Below are 24,082 nucleotides of genomic sequence, written 5' to 3'. Positions count from 1 at the left end.
TTAACGCCCCTGTAGCATGAAGGTTTCGTACTCAAGTTCATCGAACTTGCGGGACAGCAGCGCCAGTCCAACCAGAGCTGAGACCAGGGTAGCCGCCGCATAGCCGTATCCGTAAAAGGCGGCGCCCAACTCAATGGTGATCAGTGTGAATACGATATTGGTACCGAGGAACAGGGCGCAAAGAATCAGGTTTATCCCCCGGGCATCGAGATAAAACAGTACATTCTGTATCGCAAGAAGAATCAACTGCATGGCCACCGCAATCAGGAAAATGTGGAACAGTGGAAGGTACAGTGTGGAGATACCCAGGGCAGAGAGAATTTCCTCCCCCCACAGGAACAGAATGATCACCGTCATTCCCTGCACTTTGATGATCTCATAAATGCCGTTTCTGGCGACCAGAACCATGTCATCCCGAAACCGGTTGATTCGCTCCAGGGTATCGCCCTCACGAACGGCGTTATAAAACCGGTCGTATGCTTCGGAAAAATCGGTTTCCATTCGCACCAGAAAAACCGCCATACCGGGGATGATCGAAAGGTAGGCAAGAAAAATGGGAATGTCATAGATAATCGACGCTCTCAAAAGCCCGATAATCGGCTCTGAGGTTTCCGGCACAAACCAGAAGATCAGCTTGTCGGCCCATACCGCAGCATTGAAGAGCAGCCCGGTAAAGATCAGGGTGGGAAAGATCTGGGCACGCCTGGTGAAGTCAAACCGGATGAGCGTGGTACCCGGATACTGGCGGATGATGGTGTAAAAGAAACTGAAAAACAAAAGGCTGTGGCCCAGCAGCAACCCCAGCAAAAACCCTTCAATGCCGAAATCACGCAACTGCACCGAGGCAACGATAGCAACCAGATACCCAAGCGCGAAGACAACAACAATACGACGATAGGACTTCATGCTGGAGAGAAAAATGGTAACCGGCCAGAGGTTACACAGCACCACAAAATTCGCCAGCATCAGGAGCCGGTATAGATAACTGGTGCCCGGCATAAACCAGATAGCAGCAACAACGCCGAGCATGAAAGACGCGGCGGTTGAAACCCAGATAACCCCCATGAGGTTGGGCAGTATCAGGTTACGCTTGGACTCGTAGAGCCTGTCTGCGACCCAGCGCGTGAAAACGTGCTGAAACACCCCGGAGAGAATCAGCGAGAACGCCATCAGATAGGTGACCGACACCAGAAACTGGACCACGAATCCCTGATTTGCCTCGAGCGCAAAACTCAGGACCCCGATGATCATAACCCCGAGTACCGACAGCACCCAGGGCCCCGAGCTGATGATGCCCGCCAGACCATAGGCACCCAGGAGGTTCACAAAGCTTTCCCGCCGGAGTATTCGCCTCAGCTCAAAACCGATACCCGCCACTAACGCTCTCCCCCACTCGCCGGATTCAACGACGCCTCATAGAGGAGGCGGTATTGATCGAACATACTGTCCAAAGTGTAATAGCGTGACACCCGCTCCAACCCCGCGGCCTGGGCTGCCCGCCAGGCCTCACTATCCGTCAGCAGATGAATCGCTTCCCTGGCTGTCGCTTCAGGGTCGGCGATCGGAACGACAGCGCCCGAGGCACCCAAAGCCCGATCCTCATCACTCATTCCCTCAATGAGTTCACGGCAGGCGCCGACATCCGTGGCAAGGCACGGCAGCCCCGCGGCATTGGCCTCAAGTATGACCAACGGCAACGCCTCGGAGATCGAGGTAAGCACCATCAAACCCAGTTGGGGCAAAATCTCGCTGACATTCTGAAAACCCAGGAATTTAACGCGGCCTTCCAATCCCAGGCTGGTCACAAGATTGCGACACTCAGCGACATAGGCGGGGTCTTCATCCTCCGGCCCGACGATCCACCCTTCAGCCTCGGGCACTTGCTCCGAGACGCTTCTCATCGCCCGGATGAAGGTTTTAATGTCCTTGATCGGGACGACGCGGCCAACCAGCCCAAGCACCTTGGGAATGGCCTCCGACCGCTGCTCCCGTGGTTCCCGGAAACGCTCAGGATCGATCCCGTTCGGGATAATGCAGGTTTTTTCCGGCGAAGCCCCGTCCTGGTGCTGGCGAGCCTGGTTACCGGAATACAGCGAGACAATGCTGTCGGCCTTCTGGTAAGCCAGCCTTCCCACCACCTCGAAGAAGCGTATCCAGAGACGCCGGATATAGCCCAACTGGTCGTTAAGTGCCGCACTCACCTGGTCCTCCGGATCGTCAATCCATTGTGCCTGGGATAGATCGATCTTTCGTTCTTTGGTGTAAATGCCATGCTCACTGATCAGGTAAGGTATACGGTATCGGTCGCTCACCATTGCACCGAGGAGACCGGCATACCCGGTTGAGATAGAGTGCACCATCTTTACCCTGGGCATGTTCTTCGCAATCTCTGCCAGCGTAAACAGCGGCGCGTGCATCGTTCGGATAGTCCAGAAATAGTCAACAAAAGAGGGTTCGGTGCAGTAGGCACGGAAACTGTCTTCAATGACCTGCCAGCTCTCCCGGCTGTACAAAAAATCCTTGCGGGTAATCCCCCCGGTCTCACCCAGGTCTCTGAATACCTGCGTGAGCACCTCCTCGGGCACCGCCTCATTGGCCTTGAAACTCTCGTGCAGCCGCCGCTGACTCTGGAAGGCCCGCTTGTTTCCGTCCCTCGGCCTCGGCTTTTCCCGAACCTGGGTGTCCATCAGGTAGTGGCACTCCAGATGGGTGACATTATCCGGCAGGGTGTATTGCTGCTTTCCGTAATGGCTGGGATCGCCCCCCAGAAAAACCAGGGCAAACCGGTATTCCGGAAGTCCCGAGATCATCTGGTGTACCCAGGAAGACACGCCTCCCCGTATAAACGGATAGGTGCCTTCTAACAGCAATGCGATGTCCGCGATATACGGCTGCTTTCGTTTGAACAAACTCATAACCAGGCTTCGAGAAGAGGAGTGATCGCCGGATGATTGTGACCATGGGCGCACCGGGCCAGATAGAACCTGACCCGCTGGTAGTCCTTGGCCAGAAACGCGATTTCAGCAAGATAAGGCAGGATGTGTTCCTGACGGGCGCCATTATCAATAGCGAATTCGAAGGCATCACGTGCTTCTTCGGGCCGCCCCAACGCCAGTTCCACCCGCCCCAGGAGCTGCCAGTCCGAGGGCTCGTCATAGGTGGCAACCAGTTTCACCAGGAGGTCCCGCGACTTTTCCAGGTAGTACTGCCTGAGACTGCCCTGAGCCAATCCAAGATAGGCGGTTTCCCACCAGGTTTGTGCCAGACGGCGATTCATGCGCTCGAGCGCTTTCGGGTCAGCGGCTTCCGTCACCTGGCTCTGCAGGCGCTCAGCCTCCTGCACCAGTGCCTTTTCCTTCTGCTCCAGCATGGAATACGCCAGCAGCCGGACATCATCAACCGGATCCTTGAGTGCCTCCCGGAGAATATCAACTCCCTCCCGGCCTTCCATCTGTCGGCTGGCCAACAAAGCTTTCAGGCGTTTACCCGGATCACTCGCCTCTCTCAGAACCTGGCGCAAACCACCCTCGGTATAGACAACCTGACTGCCCATATCGGTAGGCCGGAAAGGCAACTCAGGGATGGGCACCTGCTGCCACGGGAGTTCCCGGTTCGAGCGCGGGAGATACAGCGCGAGCAGAATACCGACAAACACGCCAAGACTGCCCACCAGGGGAATCGCAAACTGCAGCGAAAACAGAAAGACTGCGGGCCGCCAGCGCTGTTTTCGGTAACGTTGAGGCATGAGGACCAGCAGAGCAAGCGTAAACACCACGCAAGACAAAGCATGGGCAACGACATAACCACCCACTGCCCGAACCGAATCCTCACCGGTAAACAGTGCAACCGCACCACCCAGTTCTGAGACCAGTCCAAACGGTAACAACCAGTAGCTAGTCAATCGCGCCACCCTCACGAGACAGCCACTCTGCGACCTGAGCTTCCGTCTTTACCACCAGTGACTGCTGACTGGCAAAATCCCACAGTGAACGGCCCGCATTTTCCCGGATATCCAGTTCCAGTCGATGCAGATACCCGGCAAGCCCCAATTCATCGGTCAGTGGCATCAACAGGACCACGCTGGGGCTCTCGTTCGCTCGGTTAACGGCAATCACATCAAGCCCCCGCAGCAAGCCGGTCATCCTGTCCGCGAGGGTTGCCAGATCCTGCTCGTTCACCTGCAGCTTAAGCAGCACTGAAGGCAAGCCAAAGGCCTCTGCATCTCTGGCTGCGCGACGCGCCTGGGAACACAGGCTCTGCCATTCATGAGAACCTGCCATCGTCTGATCCCGTTGGCACAGCATATCCGCCATATGCCCGGCAAGAATCGCCATCAAACGAAGCGTCCGGTTCTGGAAACTGAAGAATGGAATGGACTCCACCACACAGAGCGCCACCAGGTCATCGGTAGAACTAATGAGAGGGATCACAACCAGCAGATCGGTATCCAGTTTTTTCAGGTGTTTGCGGAACTCTGTCTGCACCGACACCAGTGTTCTTTCCTGCATGGCATATCGAATCAGCGGATCGGACTCCGAAACCGCCTCATAGTCACCAACCGTTGCCAGCGCCTTCGGTTGAATGTTTCGGTTTCCTTCCACTGCCAGTATGGCGGCCGTCTGGAGCTGGCCGTATCGAGCCAGAACCCGCAGCATCAGGGCCGCGCTTTCTTCATTCAAACCCTCAGAGCGGGTCTGGGACAGTTCGCCATACAGTCGTCTCAGTGCTTCCCGCAGGCTGCCGGAGCTCCCGGCTAACTGTTGCTCGAGACGATCATGGGACACCTTCATCAGGTAGAAGTTGCGAGTAAATTCTTCCAGGCGCTGGAGACTGTATTCATTAACTGCGTTGGCCCGGCGCAACTGGCGTTCCCAGTAGTCCCGAAACTCCCCGGCCAGCAGCCCACATGCCAGCATGCCGGCGGCCCATCCCCATGGGTAGGCCGTGGCAGCGGCCTTGTCATAGTGCCACCCGGCCACAAGCAGCACCAACAGACTCGACATCAACGCCGGGAAAAAGCCGTAGCGCAGGCCGATCAACAAGGGCGCCAGAACCGGCCACGCAAACGTATTGCCAACGTGGAGCGGGTCGTCAGGTCGCAGCCAGAAGCCTGCCGCGAGAAACAGGCCTGTGACCAGAACGACTTCCAGCCATTTCAGCCAGCCATGCACCTCGGTGGCGTGCCCCGGTTGTGCCACTGTCGTAGTTGCCCGGGTGTCCTGCATCAGTATCAGTCTTCGCCGCGAACCAAAGGCATGGCATCAATGAGATCCTGAAGCACCTCACGCCCAACCGTTCCGAGACTCTCCCGCCCCCATCCCGTGCGAGCTGCTGTTCCGGACCAGACGATAGCGTTACTGCCAGAGCGTCTGACAATCATTGTCACGCCAACCGCCGGTTCGCTGTCGAACCCCGCCTTATAACGCCATTCTTCCACCGTTCCCGTGACGATCAGATCAGCCCCGTCCCGATCCGCCATGTCCATCGCTTCAGCCTGACGAGCCTGACTCTCATACATCAGTGGGTTCTGGTCTTCGGGCAAGTACAGCTCTACCCGGCCAGCCCCCTCCGCGCGCAGAATGGCAACCGCGATACTGGCGGCCCGATCACCAGCCTGAGGGGTCTCCGAGAGATTCACAAAAGGCACAACCGCCACTTGCTCCGCCAGGCTGACAGGCGTGTCGCCCGATTCAGTGATCAGGGTAGAACAACCGCTCAGGGCGACAAACAGTAGCCCCAGCAGCAGAGGTCGAAAAAGAATCATCGGTTTTCTCCCGCAGTTTTGAAAAACAAGGTATAGGTAACACGTGCGTCCAGCGAGCTGGCTCCACTCAGACTATCCGACGCATAGCCGGCAGATAGTGCGATCTCGTCATCCCCGAATAGCGACCAGCTTACACCGCCGCCAAGCCCGTACTCGACGGTATCGGTGGAAAGAACATAGCCGGTGTTCACATCCAGGAACCAGCCCGGCTGAGCCTGTTGCTCGAGCAATGAGTGAGGTGAATGCTCTTGCCACCGCATACCGACAGACAGGCGCTCGTAGTGTTCGGTGAGCAATTCACCGGTCTGGAGCGGTCGTTCAAACAGCGATTGCACTGAGCCTTCCAGGCGTTCTAGTCGATTCAGATCCTGCAGCACATACTCCGCGCGCACACTCCAATCCGGATAACGGCGAGCCAAGAGATGACTACCGAATACCTCAAGCCGCTGCCCCTCCGCCACGCTACTTTGCGAACCGACATCAAATGACAGTGATTCTAACCGCGCCCCAACGGTCGTTCGACTGTCTGGCTGGTAAAGGCCCTCAAACGAAGCGCGATCCCTGGAAACCAGCCACCAGGCTTCTGCCGAATCGGTCGAACGCTCCCCCGAATGATACCCCACTGCCATCTGCCACCGGCCCAGTGGTTGGAACCGGGCCTCAAACTTTGTACGCAATTCATCGCCGTCAAGACGCCCCACGTGCCCAAGCCCAGCCGTAAACAGCCAATCTGTGGCGTTATTCTGAAGTTCGATCATGGCCTCCCTGGACGGTTCGGGAGCCTTCCTGAATCTCGTGTCGTCGCTGGCATCAACGCGGGCCGCTCGCCCGGTCAGCCGATAGCGTTCCGAACTGTAGTCCCAAGCGCCGAACCAATGATTCACAGCCATGTCGCTGATGCGCTCCTGCTGCCAGCCCAACTGGGCAGCCCGGTTCTCGGAACCAAACACCGGTTGCACCCTGTATCCGGAGGAAAGCTCATCAGGGCTTCTTTGCCGTGACGGGGTTCTTGGCTCGACGCGTCGAGGAACCTGTCGAGCGGCAAGACGTCTGAGATGAAAAGCACTCGCCTGATCGCCAAGACTCTGGGCGAGACCCGCCTGCTCCTCAAGGGCGCGGGGCTCAACGGCATTCTCCGTTCGCCACTTCTGTAACCAGTACCTGGACCGCTTATCCTGACCAAGTGCCGAGTATCCATACGCAAGCAACGCATACTGTCTCTGCCCGGATTGCGATGACAGTTCTGTCAGAATGGCATTCAGCTTATCGCTCTCGCGCTGAGGTTCTGCCACCAGCAGCCAGCCCCACGCGCTGAGGATGTCCTCGCTTCCAGGATTCAGACGCAGCGCCTGTCGATAGGCCTTCTCTGCGTCATCAGCCTTGCCCCGCTGCTCAAACAGTCGCCCCCGGAATGTCCAGTAAAGGCCATCCTGACGGTGGGCCGGGTCTGACCGCCACTGTGCCAGCGTACGCTCCAACGCCTCCCACTGCCCCGTATTCGCCTGTGCATCGGCAAGAATGGGAATGTAACGGGCATTCCCGGTACGTTGAAACCGGTAACGGGCGAGTTCCGCAACACGCTCATAATCCCCGAACTGCGCGGCCAGGCCGATCAGCCGATCCGCCACACCAGGTCCATGCTGCCGCCAGGAACCAGCCATCAATTGCGAATACTCAGCCCGAATCTTGTCGACATCCCCCAGCATAGTCAGAAGATCCAGCCGCATCAGCTCTGCCTCTGCAGCGAAATCCGGATTCTGGAACGATACCGACAGGGTTTCGAACGCCCGCTCTACGCGCCGGGTTCGCCAATACAGATTGGCCAGAACCAATCGATCTCCCTCACTGAGCACATCCTGCCGCTCAAACAGGGCAATGGCGTCGAGATAACGATTGTTGTTAACGTACAACTGATACAGGCGGTCCTTGAACCCAGCGACGGAGGGATACTTTCGCTGTGCTTCCTCAAGAACCGCAACCGCCTTGTCCAGTTCCACCGCTCTGGTATAGGCATCACCAAGCACAAGGTAACCATCGGCCCCAAGCTCACCTCTTGCCCTCGCCGTCTCGAGAATTTTCACCAGTTCAGGCCAACGAAACAGTTCCTGAGCAAGCGCTGTTGCGCGCTGCATTGCCTCGGGGTGACCGGCAGAAAGATAAAGCGACTGCCAGCGGGCCAGGGCTTTCTCCGGCTGCCCTCGCCACTCCCACACCCTTGCGGCCCAGATTCGATCCTCAACCACGGCCGCCGGCATCCCGGCAACGCGCTCAGCCGTCATTGCCCCCTGGGCCAGATATCCCTGGCCCAACTGCAGGGCTCGCAAACGACGGAGTTCGGTGATATCGGCCGTATACTGTCGCATCAACGACTCTAGCCATTGTCGTTCGAGACCGTCTTTGCCCGCCAATCGGGCCAACTGAATGGCCTCTTGCAGTCCCTCGGCTCCGGGAGACATCAGATTCCGAGCCTGAAAGGTATCCAGCGCGCGGACGGGTTGACCTGAGGCAAGGTATAGTCGCACCAGTTCCCTGGCCGCTTTGTCCTGCTCCTCAGCGGGTAGCTGGTCGATAATCCCGGCAAGGGTTTCCGCAGCGTCTGCCGGGTCCCCGGCAGCGACCTGAGCATGTCCTAGCGACATCACTAACCACAACCGGTCTTGCCCCTCCGATGATGAGATCAACGTCGGCAGCAAACTCAATTGCTCATCCGGCGTGAGCCAGCCTAGCACCGTCTCGACGCTCCTGTGTACGCGGGGATGGGCACCTGCGCCCCCAAGCAGCCGCTCAACCAGAACCAGCAGGTCAGCCTTTCGCTCAGCGCGGGTAGGCTCATCAGTCGCAGCCGCCAGTTTCTGAATGGCCAACGTCAAGGCCAGCTCCACGGCTTTCGGCGACACTGTCGGCTCATGGAGCAAGGGGCTCAACGTTGCCATGGCCTGTTCGGATTCACCAACATCCGATTGCATCTGGGCAAGCCGATAGCGCAACTCTTTATTATCAGAATCAGAATTCAGCAACACGGTGAGGTAAGCCAGGGAGAGCGCATCCGGCTTTTCAAGGCTGCCGATCTGGTCAAAAAACGCCTCCCGCGGGTGTACTACGTACAGCAACGCAATGGCCAGCACGCCCATCACCGCCAACGCCTGAACCCCGAACAGATTGGGACGGGAAGAGCTTCGCCTCACTCAGCTACACTCCACCACAACGTTCGACACCACTTTACCGGACAACCTGAAAGCCACCGGGCTCAGGCGGGTGGCAGGGTGCTCACTTACCACTCGACAGGATTCAGCACCACCAAAACGGAACTCCACCGGCACATGACCATTTGCCGACACAGTAACGCGCGAAGTCGCCCCGGAAGCCTGATCGCGCTCCCAACGGGTCAACCTGGCATTGGCAGACTCCAGATATACACCCTGAGGGGCGACTTCACTCACCGCCAGCGCTGCGCCGGGGCCTGTGAGGTGAACGTAATGCCGCTGACCATGCCTGATGAAGCCGGCAACACCGGTGCTTTTTTTCATATCCGGATACAGAGAATCGGGCAGTGTTACGGTCGTTGGCGTGTACACCCCTTTCCAGCGGTATACGCCATCGTCATCCCTGGTCGTAACGCTGTAATAGCGGGCCTGGACCCGCGTGGCGTATTCGCTCAGGTATAGCGGCGAATTTGGCTTGTCCAGCGCATGCTGATAGACCTCATGAAGCGCCTTGATCGATTCCGGGTAGGTGCCGGAGTAAAAGTGATAATAGATCCCGCTGGGTTTCAACCGGTATGGGGCATCCAGCAGGTCGAAGCTCTCCCGGGCGTTACGATAACCATAGAACGGGCCTGTCCATAGATCAGTGTAGACATTTTCGTTCAGCACGGGCGCATGAACCTGTAGCTCATCCCCCACCAGGCGGGCATCCGGCCAGACCGCCGCGAGGGTAGAATCATATTTCAACGGCCGGGTATTACCACCGTTGACGTTGACCAGCCCCAACTCCCTCACCATTCGCAACGCCGTTTTACCGGGCCGGGCATCACCACTCCACAGAAAGACACGAACCGCTTTATCGGCAGGCGTCAGCTCGTTAACAAAGGCCACCGAACCCGGGATTTCACTTTTTAGATCCGGTTCGTAGCCCGGCACTTCCATGGCATATCCGTAGGCGGCCTGTTCGGCCGTCGGCGCTTCCCCACCTTCCATCATGCGCCAGAAAAACGGGTGACTGAACGTATGAGAAGCCACCTCGACATTCGGCTCCCGGAAGATCTGCCGCGTAGTCTCCAACGCCTCCCGACTCTCTGCCGGATAGACCCCGCGCTCCGAGACTTCCGCTTCGATGACGGAAACCGTATGGGGAATGGGATAGTGGCGGATGATCTTGTCCAGGATCACCTTGATGGCTTGCGGGGTTCCAGGCAGGTTAGCCCGGGAAACCGCTCCATCGCCGTCGATGTGGGCCGTGACGATGCGTCGACCGGCTTCCGTCGTTGCATCCACGCCAGGGTGAATCTCCGGCTTCAATGCATTGGCCATAAACCGTACCGGGTCAAACAGCCAATACGCCGCATTGTCTGGCCCTGGCTCAAACAAAAACGGACTCAGCGCAACGCCCCCTTCCGGGCGAATAAATACCGGGGAGTAGGATCGCGCGTTCTTGTCCTCAATCAGAATCCATGGTTCATAGGTATCCATGGCGGGCGGCATTGCCAGAGGAACCCGCGCCGGCAGACGATTACCTTCAAACCTGCCAACCGTCTCCTGAAGTGCAGAAACCTGCAGCATCCCCTCCGGGACCCGCATGCGCTGGCCAGAAACGAGTCGCTGACAGGCAGGAGCTGCGGGCATTAACCCCATTAAAACCAATGGCAACTGGTCTTGAACACTATTTCCCAGCCACTGGCACAGGCGGCTATGAGCCGTGCCCGCTTCCCACCAGACAACCACGCCGTGATACCGGTCGAGCACGGGTTCGGATAAAGGAGGTTCCAGAGCAGAGCGGTATACCGGTACAAACCCGAGGTATTCCAGAACAACGCCCAAACGGCTGTGGGCCTGACTCTGATCCGCTTGCAGCGGCGGCAGGTCATGCAACACCAGCACTTGTCGGCGTATCGTCTCTGGCGACGTCGGGCCTAATCGATCCAGCGCCTGGTTACTGACCACCGGCAAAAGGCCCCGGTCACGGAGACGATGGGCCGTTTCTTCAGCCAACTGTGGCGTCGCTGTGTAATCAATGGCAATAACGGGCTTTTCGGGATATCGCGCCGACCATTCGGCAATACGAGCATCCAGCCATTCCCGATGCTCCTCAGGAACCGGGCGATAGCGACCCGACTCTGGATCAAAGCCCTCGAAGTAGGACTCGAACGCCAGCGCATCCACCTGATCAAGCGCCCGGGCTGGCAGATGAAAGCCACGGTTAATAACCATGACAGCTTCAGGGTACCTATTTCGGATATCGGCGATCAGATCAGCCTGCGCTTGCGCGAAGCTCAATGCGTCTACCTTGCCGGCCTCCACCATCAGGTGACTATCGAGCGTGTCGAGAAAAACCCCTTCAAAGCCTCGCATCAACGCCGGCACAACGCGCTTATCCACGAGAAACCGCCGGACTTCGGGTTTGCGGATATCCAGAATCACGCTCCCCCAGGCCTTATTGCGACCAACGATCCAGGCTGGATCTACTTGCGGGAAAAGCGCGTGAGATTTGGCAATCTCGTCAACCGCAACGTACGCCAGGGGCGCAGTGCCGCCCCGGGAAAGCAAAGACAGCCGGGCATCTGTGGCCTGATCCGGTTGCAACACCAGCCAGTCGTAGGCAAACAGTGGCCCTATCGGTGACTCGTGGCCATAGTAAAAGCCAACATTTCTCGGGCTCTCGGCGGATAAAACCGGCACATGGAAAAGGAGTGAAAGAACCGTCAGAACTCTGAAAAACGTCATGGAGGCAGCGCAACCAACAAACCAAACAGGCAGCAAAGAAAGAAGGTGCCTAGGGTACCATGGGCTTGACAAAGGTCATACATCAAACGGCCAAAAAATGATCACCCGCATCAACAACCTACGAATGCGACGACCTGCTGACAAGATAGTCGGCCAGCGTTCGCGTCCAGTACCCCGGGAGCAGCTTGTTGGTAAACCAAAGCCCCCTGGCCCGCCAACCCGGAATGATCATAAACCGACGGCGATCGATACCTTTGCGGATCTGCGCCACGGCAACATTCAAAGGCAAGGTGCCGGCCATCAACTTCAGCGCTTCGGTTTGCCTGGGGCGATTCAAGCGCTCCGCCTCTACCATCGGCGTTTCCACTTCCGGAGGGCACACCACAGAGACATCAATGCTCCGCGTTGCCAGCTCGATGCGCAACACCTCAGCTAACCCCACCACTCCGTATTTGGAAGCACAATAAGCCGCGTACCCGTAACAGCCCACCAAGCCGGCCATGGAAGCAACCATCACCAGGTGCGCCCCCGCTTTCATATGGGGCAGCACGCCAGCCACCACATTGCGTGAGCCCACCAGGTTGATGTTGATCACCCGGGCATAGGCATCGTCGTCTATGGCTTCGAAATCGGCCGCAATGGCAATACCCGCGCAATGAATAACCAGGTCTGGCGGTGAAGACTCCGCCGCGGATGCAAAGGCCTCTCTCACTCCACCCGGTTTGGTTACGTCCATGGCGAACGACCGAACGGATGCCGGCTTGGCTATGGCCGCCAAAGCCTGCACTGCGGATTCCGTGGGCTGAATATCAAACAGGGTAACCGCCGTTCCTGAACGCAGGTAAGTCCGCGCCAGTTCCAGGCCGATACCACTGGCACCACCGGTGATGTATACCTGCTTCTCAGAATGCTTGTGTGCCTTACCACCTGTCATACCGCACGCTCCGCAAATCGTTATTATCCCGCCAGCCTACTCCCGGCCACTACAATCCTCCATGCCTTCAATGCCGGCCAATGCCCCGAGTTTGGCTATTGACGCAACGGGGGCCGGTGTGATGCCGCCATCGTCCTATTTCCCGGGCCACGCGTTTATGAAACACTCTACCCCTTTCACGGACTCTCACAGAACAAAGGACGCAACATGGCTGTAAAATCCGTTGCCCTGGTGGCGCACGACAACAAGAAAAAGGAACTGGTGGACTGGGCAAACGAAAACCGCACCCGGCTTGCCCCGCTGCGCTTATATGCCACCGGTACCACCGGCCGGCTACTGAGTGAAAGCCTCGGGCGAACAGACCTCAACTGCCTGCTGAGCGGACCTTTGGGCGGCGACCAACAAATCGGCGCCAAGATTGCCGAGGGCGAAATCGACCTGCTGGTGTTTTTCTGGGACCCTCTCGAGCCTCAGCCCCACGACCCGGACATCAAGGCCCTGCTGCGCATAGCCGCCCTCTGGAACATCCCCGTAGCCTGCAACCGGGCCACCGCAGAGTTCGTGCTGACCTCTGCCTATATGACCGACGACCAGCACCAGCCACAGAAGCCGGACTTCTCGGAATACACCGGTCGCAAAGTTCAGTAACCGAAAAAAACAAGCATCGACAAGAATAGGAACTAGTATGTCGATAGGCCCTTCAATGGAGCAGAGGGGAAATAGCGTGCACCTTAAAAACCTGTTTTGCGCAGGGATTCTGGCCGGACTCAGCCAATTACCCGCTGCGCTCACCGCGAGCGAGCGACCAGACGAAGTGCGCATTGCCGTTATAGACGACGTGCCCAGCACCACCGCCGCGGTCCAGATACTGGAAACCGCTTACCTGCGGCTGGAAATGAACATGACGACCCTGGTCGCCCCTTCTCGCCGGGCGTTGCTGATGGCGGATAGCGGCAAACTGGACGGCGACCTGTTCCGCATAGAAACCGTAGCCGACGGCTATCCGAACCTCGTCAGAGTGGATTTTCCACTACTCAAGGGCAAGCTTCACGTGGTGGTGCGTAACCGGGAAATTCAAGAACTGCCCGAATCCCACGCAGACGACCCACTGAAAGTAGCCGTGCGCCGGGGCATAATAATCGCCGAAAATACCGCCAAAGCGTTGGGCATGGAACCCATTCACGCAGAAAGCTATGAACAGGTGCGAACACTGCTCGAAATGCGACGGGTTGACTTGGCCTTCGTAGCCAGCATCGAAGGCATTACACCCTTGGTAAACTCTGAATGGCATCACCTGCACATATTGCCAGAGCCAGTAGCCAGCTTTACCCTCCACCACTACCTCAATCGTCACCATGTCGAACTTGCCGAAGAACTTGCCGAGGTATTGGCACAACTGGAGCAAGAGGGAGTTAGAGACCAGATACTCAGAACCGTTCGGGGCCAACAAAAGGACGAGGAGTGGTGAGGGGCCTTCACACGAGTTTTGGAGAATACAAAGAATGACATCATCAAATCGCCATTCATTACTGGCAGCACTGGATATCGAAAAACCCATCATCCAGGCCCCCATGGCCGGCGTTCAGGATTATCGCCTGGCAGCGGCAGTTACCAACGCCGGCGGCCTCGGCTCTCTGCCCTGCGCCATGCTCGGCCCCGATGCACTGAAAAAAGAACTTCAGGCACTGAATGAAGCCACCCAGGGTGGCCCCTATAACCTCAATTTTTTCGCCCATACACCGCCCACCCCGAATGACCCGCAGGAGGCCGGATGGAGGCAGGCACTGGCGCCCTATTACCAAGAATTCGAGATAGATCCAGCCACCATCAGCAACGGCCCCGGCCGCATGCCTTTCAACGAAGAATCCGCAGCTATTGTGGAAGCCTCCCGCCCGGCAGTGGTGAGCTTCCATTTCGGGCTACCAGAACCGGCATTGCTGGATAGAGTCCGGCAAGCCGGGGCAAAGATATTCTCTACCGCCACGACTGTGGAGGAAGCCATCTGGCTGGAACAACACGGCGCAGACGCAATTATCGCCCAAGGGCTGGAAGCGGGCGGTCATCGAGGGATTTTTCTTACGAAGGACATGACTACACAAATGGGCACCTTCGCCCTGTTGCCTCAGATTGTGGACGCCGTGAACATTCCCGTTATCGCGGCCGGTGGCATTGCAACTGCAGAGGGAGTACAGGCCGCGTTGAAGCTTGGCGCAGCGGCAGCGCAGATTGGCACGGCGTTTATGCTGTGTCCCGAGGCAACCACCCGCCCCCTGCACCGGCAGGCACTCAAAAGCCCGCAGGCCAGGCACACCGCCCTGACAAACCTGTTTTCCGGCGGCCCCGCCCGGGGCATTGTGAACCGGATAATGCGAGAACTCGGGCCAATATCAGATCTCGCACCGGCATTTCCACTGGCAACCAACGCCATCGCGCCGCTCAGGGCAGCGGCTGAAGCTGCAGGCTCTGGCGATTTTTCTCCATTGTGGAGTGGGCAGAATGCGAGTGGGTGCAGGGAGGTTTCGGCTGGGGAGTTGGTGGAAGCGCTGGCACCATAAGCCAGCCTTGAAGCGCCACAGCAATCACATACCCAACCACTCTGCCAGTTGAAGATTGGTCTTAAGGCGCAAACGTTGCTGCAACATCCCCTCAAACACGCTATCGATCGTGCGGCTCGCCCCGAGAAGTGGCAGTGACGCCTCTGCTTCCGAGAAAAACTGCGGCTCGCGCTCGGTGCCGATGATAACGTGCTCCCACCATTCAATTACTCTGGGGCGGGCCTGTTTCAGTAATGAATCAGCCGGTAGTTTTTCTGACTTTGCCGCATTGGCAGTATGAGAGGCCGGCAACAGGTTCCAGAGATCATTATTGTTCCAGCGAGACCAGGGAAAACAGTGGTCGATATCGTATCGAATATGGGAAAGATTCCTGGCTGTCCACACGCACTCCACCGGTCTAGCAGAAAGCTGTTGCTCTACCAGTTTGCGCACCACAGACGTGTCACGCCGCCCTTCTACCCACTGCAAAGCCTGATGATAGGTCTCCGTTGTATACCTGGCTTCCCAGCTACCCATCAGATTGATCCATTCATTTACGATGGCCGGTTCCACCCAGCAGGCATAGCGGCTAAAGGTATCCCAAAGCGTGGCCGGCACGCGAAAACGCCCGAACCGGGCCAGGGTCTCCTTATCCAGACGGACAGCCTCATTGCGAATCGTCAGCCGGCTGGTTCCACCCTCAAAGATCTGACGGTTGGTGCCCGGCCAGGTGGTGAAGTGGGCGGGATTCTTGAGAATGTTCGAAGCTGCCAGTTTGATTGCCCGCATAACCACGGGAGCAACCTGCGCAGACAGAGACAAGCCGACTCGAAAATCCAACGGCGACAGTTTACCCAGCTCGTAGAAATCGTCGCCGGCAAAACCCAGCCCCCGCGAACCCGGCGCCTGCCGCAAGTGATGCTTTAGCACCAACGGGTGATAAAGCATGATCCAGAACAGCCCCACTGCCCCAAGTGGCAGCTCTACCCAGTCATCCGAGCGGTTAAGCACCAGCCCCGGCGCACTGTCTGCCATGCGCACCAGGGTTCGCAGCAAGCCCAATTTGTACGTGGAGGATTTGTTGTCGTTGATGATGATATGCCGCAGCGTGGGCAATGCTCCCGTACCATCATCCGGCAGACGGTATACCGCGGTTTCCCACCACACATCTTCGCGTTTCAGCTGATCCACACGCGGCATATCCGGCAAAGGCACCGGCATAACCGCCCGGTGGCGGGCAAAACTGTCCAGCTCGGCCTTCGAGACTTCGTAGAACTGGCGCTCACCATCACCAGGCCCATGGCGCAGCGTGATAACCAACATACCGGACGGTGCCAGCAGCTCCGTTAAAATCCGGAACGCCCTCTCCCTGGAAGTTGGAGGAAGATGCATCCACACCGCCGACACCAGAACCAGATCAAAGCGGTAACTGAGTTTGCGGATCTCGCTCAGATCAGGCAGAGCATCATCCACCCACTGGATGCTCCGGTGAGCTGTTGCGGTTTCACCCAGGCGACGCAACTCCGCCGCCGGTTCCACTGCCACCACATCCCAGCCACGTTCGGCCAGGGCAAGTGCATCCCGGCCGCTTCCGGCACCTACGTCCAGCGCCAGGCCGGTTTTCTTGTCCAACTGGGGGAGCCAGTGGCTATGGACCTGTTCGAAGGTCAGGGACTGGTATTGGGTGAAGAATTTTTGGGCGTTCTTGTTGTAGGGACCGTAACTCATGCCACCGCCAGCTTGGCCGCCTGTTGCCACATAAAGTTTGGCATCGGCGTTCGTAGCTTCCAGGTAATACTCATGGGTTGCGAACCGGTATGAGACACGTAATCCACCTCTCCGTAATTCACAAACCCCATGGTGCGGCCAAATTCGTCTTTCGCCTGCTCTCTTACAAACATGAACAAACGCTTGTTGATGGCTTGGTGTTGAATATAGTCCTTCCCTTTGCCACGGTCAGGCCGGGAGCTGTTTTGCGACTGCCAGTGGAATAACTGCTCATTGATGGCGTAGTCGTGGTACATGGTGGTTGGGGAGAACTGCTTTTCGTTTTTGTCCAAGGTGACAAACAGCAGCTCAACATTTTGATCCTGAATGACATATACACCTTCCCTCGATGGTGGCTGGTGCTCGAAGGTCATGGCGCCAAAGCCAACCAGAATCTGCTCTCGGGAATAGCGGGCGTGCAATCGTAACGGTACTTCCTGTAACTCCGGCATGGCCGGCTGTTCGTGCTTGGTTTTCGACAGTTTCCAGTCGAGCACGTCCGCCAGCTCCTGCTCCAGCCCCAGCTTGCTGAGTGCTGCCAGGCTTTGTGCCAGCGAATCAAACTCCAGCTCCGGCCCGGCTTTCTGCCAGAAGTCGTAATGGCACATCAGGGCTTGGCGATTGCAGGCGTCGTCCCAGTTAAACCCGGCCAGGCATAGCTTCTTGAGGAACAGCAGATACTGGTGATCGTCGCAAATCAAAATCCGGTTATAGATGGCCTTCCTGGCTAGTTTGAACGGCGAGTCATCGGCTACGTCTTCGTCTTTCGCTTTACTCACCAGTTCGGCCCAGCTGCCCCGTTTGTAGAGCTCGTTCAAGTCGATATGGGGATGATGGGTTAAAAAGTTCTTCAGTGTGAGTGGCTGAGTGGAGTGCTGTCGGAACTGCCGAACAAGAGATACCAGCCGCTTCATGGTCAGCGTGGCTTGCCGGATGTTGCTCAGCACCATTTCCTGGGTTTTCTTGGTGAGCTCAATTCGGCAACCCAGTGGTGCATGGGGAAAGCCCTGCTTCAGTTCCTCTGTAATTGAGCGTTCTGACTTACCCACCAGTGCTCGGAATTTATTGGCAAAATCATACTCAGGCCGGGAGTTGCCCACGAAATCCAGAACCGTGCAGCAGTCTTTGTCGTCTGCCAAACGCAGTCCACGGCCGAGTTGCTGCAGGAAGATGGTCAGGCTCTCGGTGGGGCGCAGGAACAACAAGGTGTCCACTTCCGGAATATCGACGCCTTCGTTGAAGATGTCGACCACACACAGCACGTTGATTTGCCCGGAACGAATGGCTTGCTGCTTTTGTTGGCGTTCGTGGCTGTTGTCACTGGTGAGCACATCGGCCCTGATGCCGTGAAGCAGAAGTTGCTCCACCATGAAGGTCGCGTGTTCACGGCTTACACAGAAAGCGAGGGCTTTCATGCTGGTAATGTCGGTGACGATTTCCCGCAGGCTGCGCAGGATCTTGTCTACCCGGCTCTGGTTGTGGGTGTAGAGATTGGTTAGCTGAACCACATCGTAACGGCCACGATTCCAAGGAATGGCGCGCAGGTCGGTATCGTCATCTATGCCGAAGTATTGGAAGGGGCAAAGGTGGCGGCGGTTGATGGCTTCCGGCAGCCGGAGTTCGGCGGCAATCACGCCGCCAAAATCACTGAGAATATCGCCACCGTCGTGCCGCTCCGGAGTCGCGGTCAGGCCCAGCAGTATCTCAGGGGAGAAGTGCTCCAGCACCGCCCGGTAACTGGATGCGGCGATGTGGTGCACTTCGTCGATCACGATGTAATCGTAATAGTCTTCGGTCAGTTTCAGCTGGTCCAACTGGTTATTCAGGGTCTGAATCGACACGAACAACTGGCGGTAGTGCTCAGGCAACTGGCCGCCCACCCAAAGTTCACCAAAGGCATTGTTTCTCAGAACGCCACGGTAGGCTTCGCGGGCTTGGCGCAGAATTTCTTCCCGGTGCGCCACAAATAGAAAATGAGCGTTTGGTTTTGCTTTCAGGAAGCGCTGAAAATCAAAAGCCGAGATCAGCGTCTTGCCAGTGCCGGTGGCGGCCACCACAAGGTTACGGAAACGCTGGTGCACGTCCCTTTCCACGTACAGCTGCTCCAGAATGTCTTTCTGGTGGGCGAACGGCGTGATTTCGAAATAGTGGGAGATGCCTGGAGCATCCAAGCCTTTTTGCTGCTTCAGGGCTCTATTGAGTTTTTCGGTACTCTCAGCCTGACCATCGAACCTCTCAAAGTCTTCCGAAGCCCAATAGGTTTCAAAGGTGCTGAGAGATTTGTTGATGATGTGGGGAATTTCCTGAGAGGTGATTTTCAGGTTCCACTCAAGGCCGTTGGTCAGCGCCGATCGGGATAGGTTTGATGAACCAATGTAACCGGTGTGAAAGCCGGTATTCCGGAGAAACAAATAGCTTTTGGCGTGCAGCCTTTCACGCTCTGTGTTGTAGCTCAGCTTCACTTCCGTATTTGGCAGGCTCGCCAGATACTCAACGGCTTTGGCATCCGTTGCCCCCATGTAGGAGGTGGTGATGATTTTCAGCTCTCGGCCACTCGTGGTGAAGGCTTCCAGCTCTTTCCGGAAAATGCGGATGCCGGCCCATTTGATGAACGACACCAGCCAGTAAATCTTGTCTGCCGACAGAATTTCGCGTTTGAGTTCCGATTCCAGCGACAGGCCAGCATTGCTGCCGGAGAACAGCTCGCTTTGGGTTAGACCGGTAAGCGGGAAGATGTCTTCAACGTACTGTTTGAGGTTGGCTGCAACCGGGTTTTCCAACTCGTACAGAGCCGTCAGGATCTTTCCCTGGCTATTGAGCAGGTTCTCTTCCAGAAAGCCTTCGTCTGAAATCTGGCTCTTGAGCCACATCAGTAGCTGGTTGGAGAGTTCGATTTGTTCCTGAAGCCGATCCTCTCCCGACGGCACGGCTTCAATGGCAAATTCCATAATGTTGGAGAGGAATCGTGACAGCCACACCGAGGCTTCGGCGCTGTTGAGCTGGCGTTCACCAACGTAGAACTTGTCTCTATCCAGTCGGCTTTCAATGAGTTTGGTGATTAGCTGCTCGTAGATTCCGGTTTGTTGCATCAGGTACTGTCCATGTTGATGACGCCGATCAGTTCGACACTAAGACCGCCATCATTACTTGGTTGCTAACGAATTCTTGAAGAAACCTTAGCCTCAGGCGTTCCGATATCCAAGGACTTCCGAAAATTTGATTAAATACAACGCCATTACGATCAATCAGACGTTAGCCAACCAAGCCGCCCCTCTAACCCCACTGGAATCCCCATGGAGAGCTCTGGCCACAGGCGTATCACATTCACCACCAAACACATAGCTGGACAGCCTTCCGGGCAGTTCCCGATAGATCTGTTCAGCATTACTCATGCCGCCACCCAGCACGATGATGTCCGGGTCCAGCACGTTGATAACGGCGGCCAGGCCCCGGGCCAGGTGCTCCAGGTATTGCTGCAGGGTGTCGGTGGCTTGCGAGTCGCCATTTCGTGCGTTTTCAACAATGGTGTGAGCGGGCAGTTGCTGTCCGGTGCGCAGTTTGTGGGTGAGTGACAACCCGGTTCCGGAAAGAAAGGTTTCGATGCAGCCATACCGGCCACAAAAGCAGGGGCGCTGTTGCAGTTCAGTTTCCGGTGTCCAGGGTAGCTGGTTATGGCCCCATTCGCCGGCTACACCGTTGGGGCCGGTCAGCAGCTGGCCGTTCACGCTGATGCCGGCGCCGCACCCAGTGCCCAGTATGGCGGCGAATACCGTGTGGTGGTTGCGCCCGGCTCCGTCTGTGGCTTCCGAAAGCGCCAGGCAGTTAGCATCGTTGGTCAGGGTTACCGGCCGTTGCAGGAGTTCACGCAGATGTTGCTGCATGGGCTGGCCGTTCAGCCAGGTGGAGTTGGCGTTTTTAATGCGGCCGGTTTTGCCCGAAACGCTGCCAGGTATGCCTATGCCCACACGTATTCCGCTGGTGCCGGCGTGGGCTTCAGCCTTTTGTACCAGGGCGTGGATGGTTTGCAGGGTGGCTTGATAGTTGCCGACGCTGGTTGGTACCCGTTGGCGGTAATGCTCCTGGCTTTGCCGGTCCATCAGGATGACTTCGGTTTTGGTGCCACCCAGATCAATGCCTATCAGCCAATTGCTTCCCATGCCGCACTCTTTGGTCAACGGTTTCCCAGAAAATACGGTGTTATGAGCGGAAAGGGAACCCGGTATTTTTATGCGCTTTCTTTCTGACAAAAGCTCAGGTTATTCATAAAGCTCTTAACCATTATCGAAAATCCCTGTTTGCTTTGATATTCGTCAGTGCTTATCATCCCGCACCCTTTAACGCACCAATTCAGGGCATGAACAGGCAGTATGGGACGCAGGAACGAACAACTCCGCTGGCAGCTGGCCAAAGGCCTGGTTCAGGCGCTGCACCTGGAGCGCCTGGCGAGCAAGTACAGCCGTACCACGGTGATGGCGGTGTTCAACCTGGTTAATGGCGGGTTCAGTATTGCTTTGGTGTCGTTTGTGGCGCTGGTTACGCAGGAGGCTTTCATTTTCCCCTCCCTCGGTGCCACCGCTTTTATTCTGTTCTATGTGCCCATGGCGCAACCGGCGTCTCCCAGAAATACACTCTGCGGGCACCTGATTGGCGCACTGATGGGCTTGCTGGCTCTGTACATTTTCGGGCTGCAGGGGCAGGCTTCGGCATTCATGACCGGTGTTGATCTGCCCAGGGTGGGTGCGGCGGCGTTGTCGCTGGGGCTTACCAGCTGCCTGATGGTGGTGTTTCGGGTGGCTCACCCTCCGGCCGGTGCCACGGCACTGATCGTTTCCCTGGGCCTGATGCCCAACCCGGCGCAGTTGCCAGTGCTCATGGCGGGGGTGGCGTTGCTGTTGGCCCATGCCTTTGTGATGAACCGGCTGGCAGGTATTCCCTATCCGCTCTGGTCGGCCAGCACGGGTTCCGCTCCCATTCGGCAGCAGGCCCCAGCGGCCGATTGAGACTTACTTCTTCACCCATTTGCCGTTGATCAACACAAACTGGCCTGAGGGCGTTTTTTCAATGGCTTTCTGACCGGCCACGGTTTCAACCTGTGTCACCGGAATGTCGTGTTTTTCAGCAATGCGGGTGTATTCATCCCGGCGGGCCTGGTTAATGGCTTTCACCACAGCCTGGGCATCGCCTTCTGCACGCACTACGTCCAGGTAGCCAGTTGGCGTTTCCCCCACCAGACCCTGCTGTTTAGCCGTGTCCAGTTTCTGTTTCGCTTCTTCCAGTCCCATGGCCAGCGCCGGTATTGCTATGGCGAGCGCCAACACAAAGGCGCCCAGTTGTATCAATCGTTTCATATTCAACCCCTTGGTCAGCCGTTGGCATTGTCCGGCGCTGCTCAGAACAGCCCCTGTTCGCTGAACAGTTCGTCTACTTCTTTGTCCACCTTTACGTAGATCTCGTGCTGAATCTTTACGTTCAGGTTGACGGTAATCGGTTCTTTTGGTGCCGCCATCTGCACAGTGGGTGTGCACGCAAATAGCGCCAGCGGCAACATTAAAACCAGGAATGTTCTGGCCGCCAGTGGCCGGCACCAACGCCATAGGTTTGTCATGGCACTGCCTCCTGCCCGGATTGTTGTAACCGTTCCCGAACCCTTTCGGTCACGGCTTCGTTCACTCTGCCACTCAGCTGAAGGCTGGTTAACAGGGCGGGGATATCCTCTTCAAGATTGATGTTGAGCACAACAGGCTGCCCGCCACGGAGATCCGGATTCTCGCCTTCCAGCCTCAGGCCGAGTGCTAACCTGCCCTCTTCATCGTAGTCTATCGTGCTCTCCAGCACCGAATAGTGAAAGTTTTGCAAAGCTTGCACTACCAGCTCCATGGCATCGCTGCTGCCCAACATGGTCTGCAGTCGCTCGGCCGGCATGATGAGCTTGCCGCCTGGAGATATCGCTTCCAATGCGCCCTGGTCTACTCTCACACCGGCGTCGGTCACCGCGACCGGAATCCTGCCCGTTAACCTGCCGGTGCCGGAGAAGCCCTCTGCCGGATACACCTGCAGCAGTCGCTCCAGCGAAAGATCATAGACATCAATGGGAACATGCCAGGGCCGATTCGAGAGATCCACAGTGCGCGGCGCTACGCGAAGCCGGCCACCCAGAAACTCGGCTGTCGCCTGCTGAACGGCAAGCTGCCCCCTGAGCGGCGCAGCCAGGTTGGCTTCGTAATCCGCCAGGAGCTGAATCGGCCCAATACCGATTCCGGAATCGACTTCGCCTATCCGGATGTCTCGTAGGGCGGCGGTCAATGTGTCCGCTTCCAGGGCAAACATCAGGCGTCCGTTCAGGTTGGTGACCGCCGTGCGGTCTATTACCCCGGAAACGTCAGCAAGGTCTAGCCAGGCATCCACCGCCAGCGGTTCATTGGACTCCACCCCGAGATTTGCCTGAAGTGTTAGTTCACCGCTGTCCAGGGAGAGCAATTCCGGCCAGTTCAAGAGGGTGGCCGCAAGCGCCTCTCCTGCGTTCTGCGCAGCCATGGCCGCGCGGATGTCGGCTGTAAAGTTGCTCTCCGACCCGCTACGCAAGACGAGATTGGCTGTCAGGCCAGAGTTGGCATTCAGCGTCCCTTCAAGCTCCAGATCTGCCAGCGTTCCGCTCGCCTTGCCCTGAAACCACCAGCGTTGGGGCTTCAGGCTCGGGTGGCGGATTTCCGCTACGTCGATGCGCACATTTCCGGAGATGCGGGTGCGTTCCGGCATAGCACCCGGGGCGCCAAGATCAACGGTTACTTCGGTATCCGCGAGATCCAGTTGGACATCAATTAACTCTACGGCGGTGTTTCCGGATTGCCGGGCAATGCGGGCTATTGTCAGCCGGGAACCCGGGCGGAAGGTAACGTCAACCTGCTCATTACTTGCCTCAACGGAATTGACGATATCTGCGTGAATGCCAGTCGCTTTCCAGCCTGCTATTTCGTAATCGGGCAGGGCCAGGTCCATCCGGCCTTGCTGGAGCGAGAACGCCCATGGCGTGGCGTTTGCCTGAGAGAGTGTCAGGGCACCCGCCACCACAGCAACCAAACAGAACCAGAGGGCCCGAAAGAAGCTGGCTGGGGATCTTGGCGAGCGCGGCATCATCCAGTCGTTC

The 24,082-nt window shown here is 57.3% G+C and carries 18 protein-coding genes; 4 read left to right on the top strand and 14 right to left on the bottom strand.

Going from position 1 to position 24,082, the window contains the following annotated elements:
• The 8 genes from pelG to ACF8YQ_RS06245 all read right to left on the bottom strand — a co-directional run bounded on the left by pelG (nt 1) and on the right by ACF8YQ_RS06245 (nt 12,637).
• Nucleotides 1-1,377, bottom strand: a complete 1,377-nt coding sequence (gene pelG, locus ACF8YQ_RS06280; protein WP_011785372.1) for an exopolysaccharide Pel transporter PelG — start codon at nt 1,375-1,377, stop codon at nt 1-3.
• Nucleotides 1,377-2,915, bottom strand: a complete 1,539-nt coding sequence (pelF, locus tag ACF8YQ_RS06275) for a GT4 family glycosyltransferase PelF (RefSeq protein ID WP_011785373.1) — start codon at nt 2,913-2,915, stop codon at nt 1,377-1,379. The genes pelG and pelF overlap by 1 nt, the downstream gene beginning before the upstream one ends.
• The gene (locus ACF8YQ_RS06270; RefSeq protein ID WP_228223393.1) at nt 2,912-3,910 is read right to left on the bottom strand and encodes a lipopolysaccharide assembly protein LapB; all 999 of its coding nucleotides are present in this window, start codon (nt 3,908-3,910) and stop codon (nt 2,912-2,914) included. The genes pelF and ACF8YQ_RS06270 overlap by 4 nt, the downstream gene beginning before the upstream one ends.
• Complete coding sequence (locus ACF8YQ_RS06265; RefSeq protein WP_396622907.1) at nt 3,894-5,225, bottom strand: PelD GGDEF domain-containing protein; 1,332 nt, start codon at nt 5,223-5,225, stop codon at nt 3,894-3,896. The genes ACF8YQ_RS06270 and ACF8YQ_RS06265 overlap by 17 nt, the downstream gene beginning before the upstream one ends.
• 5 nt (nt 5,226-5,230) lie before the next feature.
• A complete protein-coding gene (locus ACF8YQ_RS06260) occupies nt 5,231-5,764 on the bottom strand; it encodes a hypothetical protein (RefSeq protein WP_023009908.1) in 534 nt (177 codons plus the stop codon).
• Entirely contained in the window at nt 5,761-8,949 is a 3,189-nt protein-coding gene (locus tag ACF8YQ_RS06255) for a tetratricopeptide repeat protein (protein WP_396622906.1), read from the bottom strand. Before ACF8YQ_RS06255 ends, ACF8YQ_RS06260 begins: the two co-directional genes overlap by 4 nt.
• Nucleotides 8,950-11,703 (bottom strand): bifunctional glycoside hydrolase 114/ polysaccharide deacetylase family protein, encoded by a 2,754-nt coding sequence (locus ACF8YQ_RS06250; protein ID WP_396622905.1) that lies wholly within the window; start codon nt 11,701-11,703, stop codon nt 8,950-8,952.
• Between the two features lie 118 nt (nt 11,704-11,821).
• The gene (locus tag ACF8YQ_RS06245; protein ID WP_396622904.1) at nt 11,822-12,637 is read right to left on the bottom strand and encodes an SDR family oxidoreductase; all 816 of its coding nucleotides are present in this window, start codon (nt 12,635-12,637) and stop codon (nt 11,822-11,824) included.
• 207 nt (nt 12,638-12,844) lie between these two features.
• On the opposite strand from ACF8YQ_RS06245, the gene ACF8YQ_RS06240 reads away from it, so the two are divergent.
• The 3 genes from ACF8YQ_RS06240 (at nt 12,845) to ACF8YQ_RS06230 (ending at nt 15,192) form a co-directional block, all read left to right on the top strand.
• Nucleotides 12,845-13,285 (top strand): methylglyoxal synthase, encoded by a 441-nt coding sequence (locus tag ACF8YQ_RS06240; RefSeq protein WP_014421098.1) that lies wholly within the window; start codon nt 12,845-12,847, stop codon nt 13,283-13,285.
• 76 nt (nt 13,286-13,361) lie between these two features.
• A complete protein-coding gene (locus ACF8YQ_RS06235) occupies nt 13,362-14,105 on the top strand; it encodes a hypothetical protein (RefSeq protein ID WP_226597782.1) in 744 nt (247 codons plus the stop codon).
• Nucleotides 14,106-14,139: 34 nt separating this feature from the next.
• Complete coding sequence (locus ACF8YQ_RS06230) at nt 14,140-15,192, top strand: NAD(P)H-dependent flavin oxidoreductase (RefSeq protein WP_396622903.1); 1,053 nt, start codon at nt 14,140-14,142, stop codon at nt 15,190-15,192.
• A gap of 24 nt (nt 15,193-15,216) precedes the next feature.
• On the opposite strand, the gene ACF8YQ_RS06225 is transcribed toward ACF8YQ_RS06230, so the two are convergent.
• The 3 genes from ACF8YQ_RS06225 to ACF8YQ_RS06215 form a co-directional block, all read right to left on the bottom strand.
• A complete protein-coding gene (locus tag ACF8YQ_RS06225; protein ID WP_396622902.1) occupies nt 15,217-16,899 on the bottom strand; it encodes a methyltransferase domain-containing protein in 1,683 nt (560 codons plus the stop codon).
• The gene (locus ACF8YQ_RS06220) at nt 16,896-20,027 is read right to left on the bottom strand and encodes a DUF3427 domain-containing protein (protein ID WP_396622901.1); all 3,132 of its coding nucleotides are present in this window, start codon (nt 20,025-20,027) and stop codon (nt 16,896-16,898) included. Before ACF8YQ_RS06220 ends, ACF8YQ_RS06225 begins: the two co-directional genes overlap by 4 nt.
• 156 nt (nt 20,028-20,183) lie before the next feature.
• On the bottom strand, nt 20,184-21,095 hold the full coding sequence (locus ACF8YQ_RS06215; protein ID WP_396622900.1) for an ROK family protein: 912 nt from the start codon (nt 21,093-21,095) through the stop codon (nt 20,184-20,186).
• Between the two features lie 210 nt (nt 21,096-21,305).
• Between ACF8YQ_RS06215 and ACF8YQ_RS06210 the strand changes: the two genes are divergently transcribed.
• Complete coding sequence (locus ACF8YQ_RS06210; protein WP_114433333.1) at nt 21,306-21,938, top strand: HPP family protein; 633 nt, start codon at nt 21,306-21,308, stop codon at nt 21,936-21,938.
• A gap of 3 nt (nt 21,939-21,941) precedes the next feature.
• On the opposite strand, the gene ACF8YQ_RS06205 is transcribed toward ACF8YQ_RS06210, so the two are convergent.
• The 3 genes from ACF8YQ_RS06205 to ACF8YQ_RS06195 are packed head-to-tail and all read right to left on the bottom strand — an operon-like array spanning nt 21,942 to nt 24,072.
• A complete protein-coding gene (locus tag ACF8YQ_RS06205) occupies nt 21,942-22,286 on the bottom strand; it encodes a YdbL family protein (RefSeq protein ID WP_041656354.1) in 345 nt (114 codons plus the stop codon).
• Between the two features lie 41 nt (nt 22,287-22,327).
• A complete protein-coding gene (locus ACF8YQ_RS06200) occupies nt 22,328-22,543 on the bottom strand; it encodes a YnbE family lipoprotein (protein ID WP_011785390.1) in 216 nt (71 codons plus the stop codon).
• Entirely contained in the window at nt 22,540-24,072 is a 1,533-nt protein-coding gene (locus ACF8YQ_RS06195) for a YdbH domain-containing protein (RefSeq protein WP_396622899.1), read from the bottom strand. The genes ACF8YQ_RS06200 and ACF8YQ_RS06195 overlap by 4 nt, the downstream gene beginning before the upstream one ends.
• Nucleotides 24,073-24,082 lie beyond the last annotated feature (10 nt).

It is taken from the genome of Marinobacter sp. W-8, assembly GCF_044342215.1.
GTDB classification, from domain to species: Bacteria; Pseudomonadota; Gammaproteobacteria; order Pseudomonadales; family Oleiphilaceae; genus Marinobacter; species Marinobacter nauticus.
Note: the sequence above shows the minus strand (reverse complement) of the source record. Positions and strands in the feature narration are given on the sequence as shown.

Excerpts from the sequence above, each read along its gene's own strand:
- pelF (WP_011785373.1), bottom strand. The coding sequence starts at position 2,915 with ATGAGTTTGTTCAAACGAAAGCAGCCGTATATCGCGGACATCGCATTG.
- ACF8YQ_RS06210 (WP_114433333.1), top strand. The coding sequence starts at position 21,306 with ATGGGACGCAGGAACGAACAACTCCGCTGGCAGCTGGCCAAAGGCCTG.
- ACF8YQ_RS06200 (WP_011785390.1), bottom strand. The coding sequence starts at position 22,543 with ATGACAAACCTATGGCGTTGGTGCCGGCCACTGGCGGCCAGAACATTC.
- ACF8YQ_RS06260 (WP_023009908.1), bottom strand. The coding sequence starts at position 5,764 with ATGATTCTTTTTCGACCTCTGCTGCTGGGGCTACTGTTTGTCGCCCTG.
- ACF8YQ_RS06245 (WP_396622904.1), bottom strand. The coding sequence starts at position 12,637 with ATGACAGGTGGTAAGGCACACAAGCATTCTGAGAAGCAGGTATACATC.
- ACF8YQ_RS06205 (WP_041656354.1), bottom strand. The coding sequence starts at position 22,286 with ATGAAACGATTGATACAACTGGGCGCCTTTGTGTTGGCGCTCGCCATA.
- ACF8YQ_RS06240 (WP_014421098.1), top strand. The coding sequence starts at position 12,845 with ATGGCTGTAAAATCCGTTGCCCTGGTGGCGCACGACAACAAGAAAAAG.
- ACF8YQ_RS06230 (WP_396622903.1), top strand. The coding sequence starts at position 14,140 with ATGACATCATCAAATCGCCATTCATTACTGGCAGCACTGGATATCGAA.
- ACF8YQ_RS06195 (WP_396622899.1), bottom strand. The coding sequence starts at position 24,072 with ATGATGCCGCGCTCGCCAAGATCCCCAGCCAGCTTCTTTCGGGCCCTC.
- ACF8YQ_RS06215 (WP_396622900.1), bottom strand. The coding sequence starts at position 21,095 with ATGGGAAGCAATTGGCTGATAGGCATTGATCTGGGTGGCACCAAAACC.
- ACF8YQ_RS06225 (WP_396622902.1), bottom strand. The coding sequence starts at position 16,899 with ATGAGTTACGGTCCCTACAACAAGAACGCCCAAAAATTCTTCACCCAA.
- ACF8YQ_RS06250 (WP_396622905.1), bottom strand. The coding sequence starts at position 11,703 with ATGACGTTTTTCAGAGTTCTGACGGTTCTTTCACTCCTTTTCCATGTG.
- ACF8YQ_RS06265 (WP_396622907.1), bottom strand. The coding sequence starts at position 5,225 with ATGCAGGACACCCGGGCAACTACGACAGTGGCACAACCGGGGCACGCC.
- ACF8YQ_RS06220 (WP_396622901.1), bottom strand. The coding sequence starts at position 20,027 with ATGCAACAAACCGGAATCTACGAGCAGCTAATCACCAAACTCATTGAA.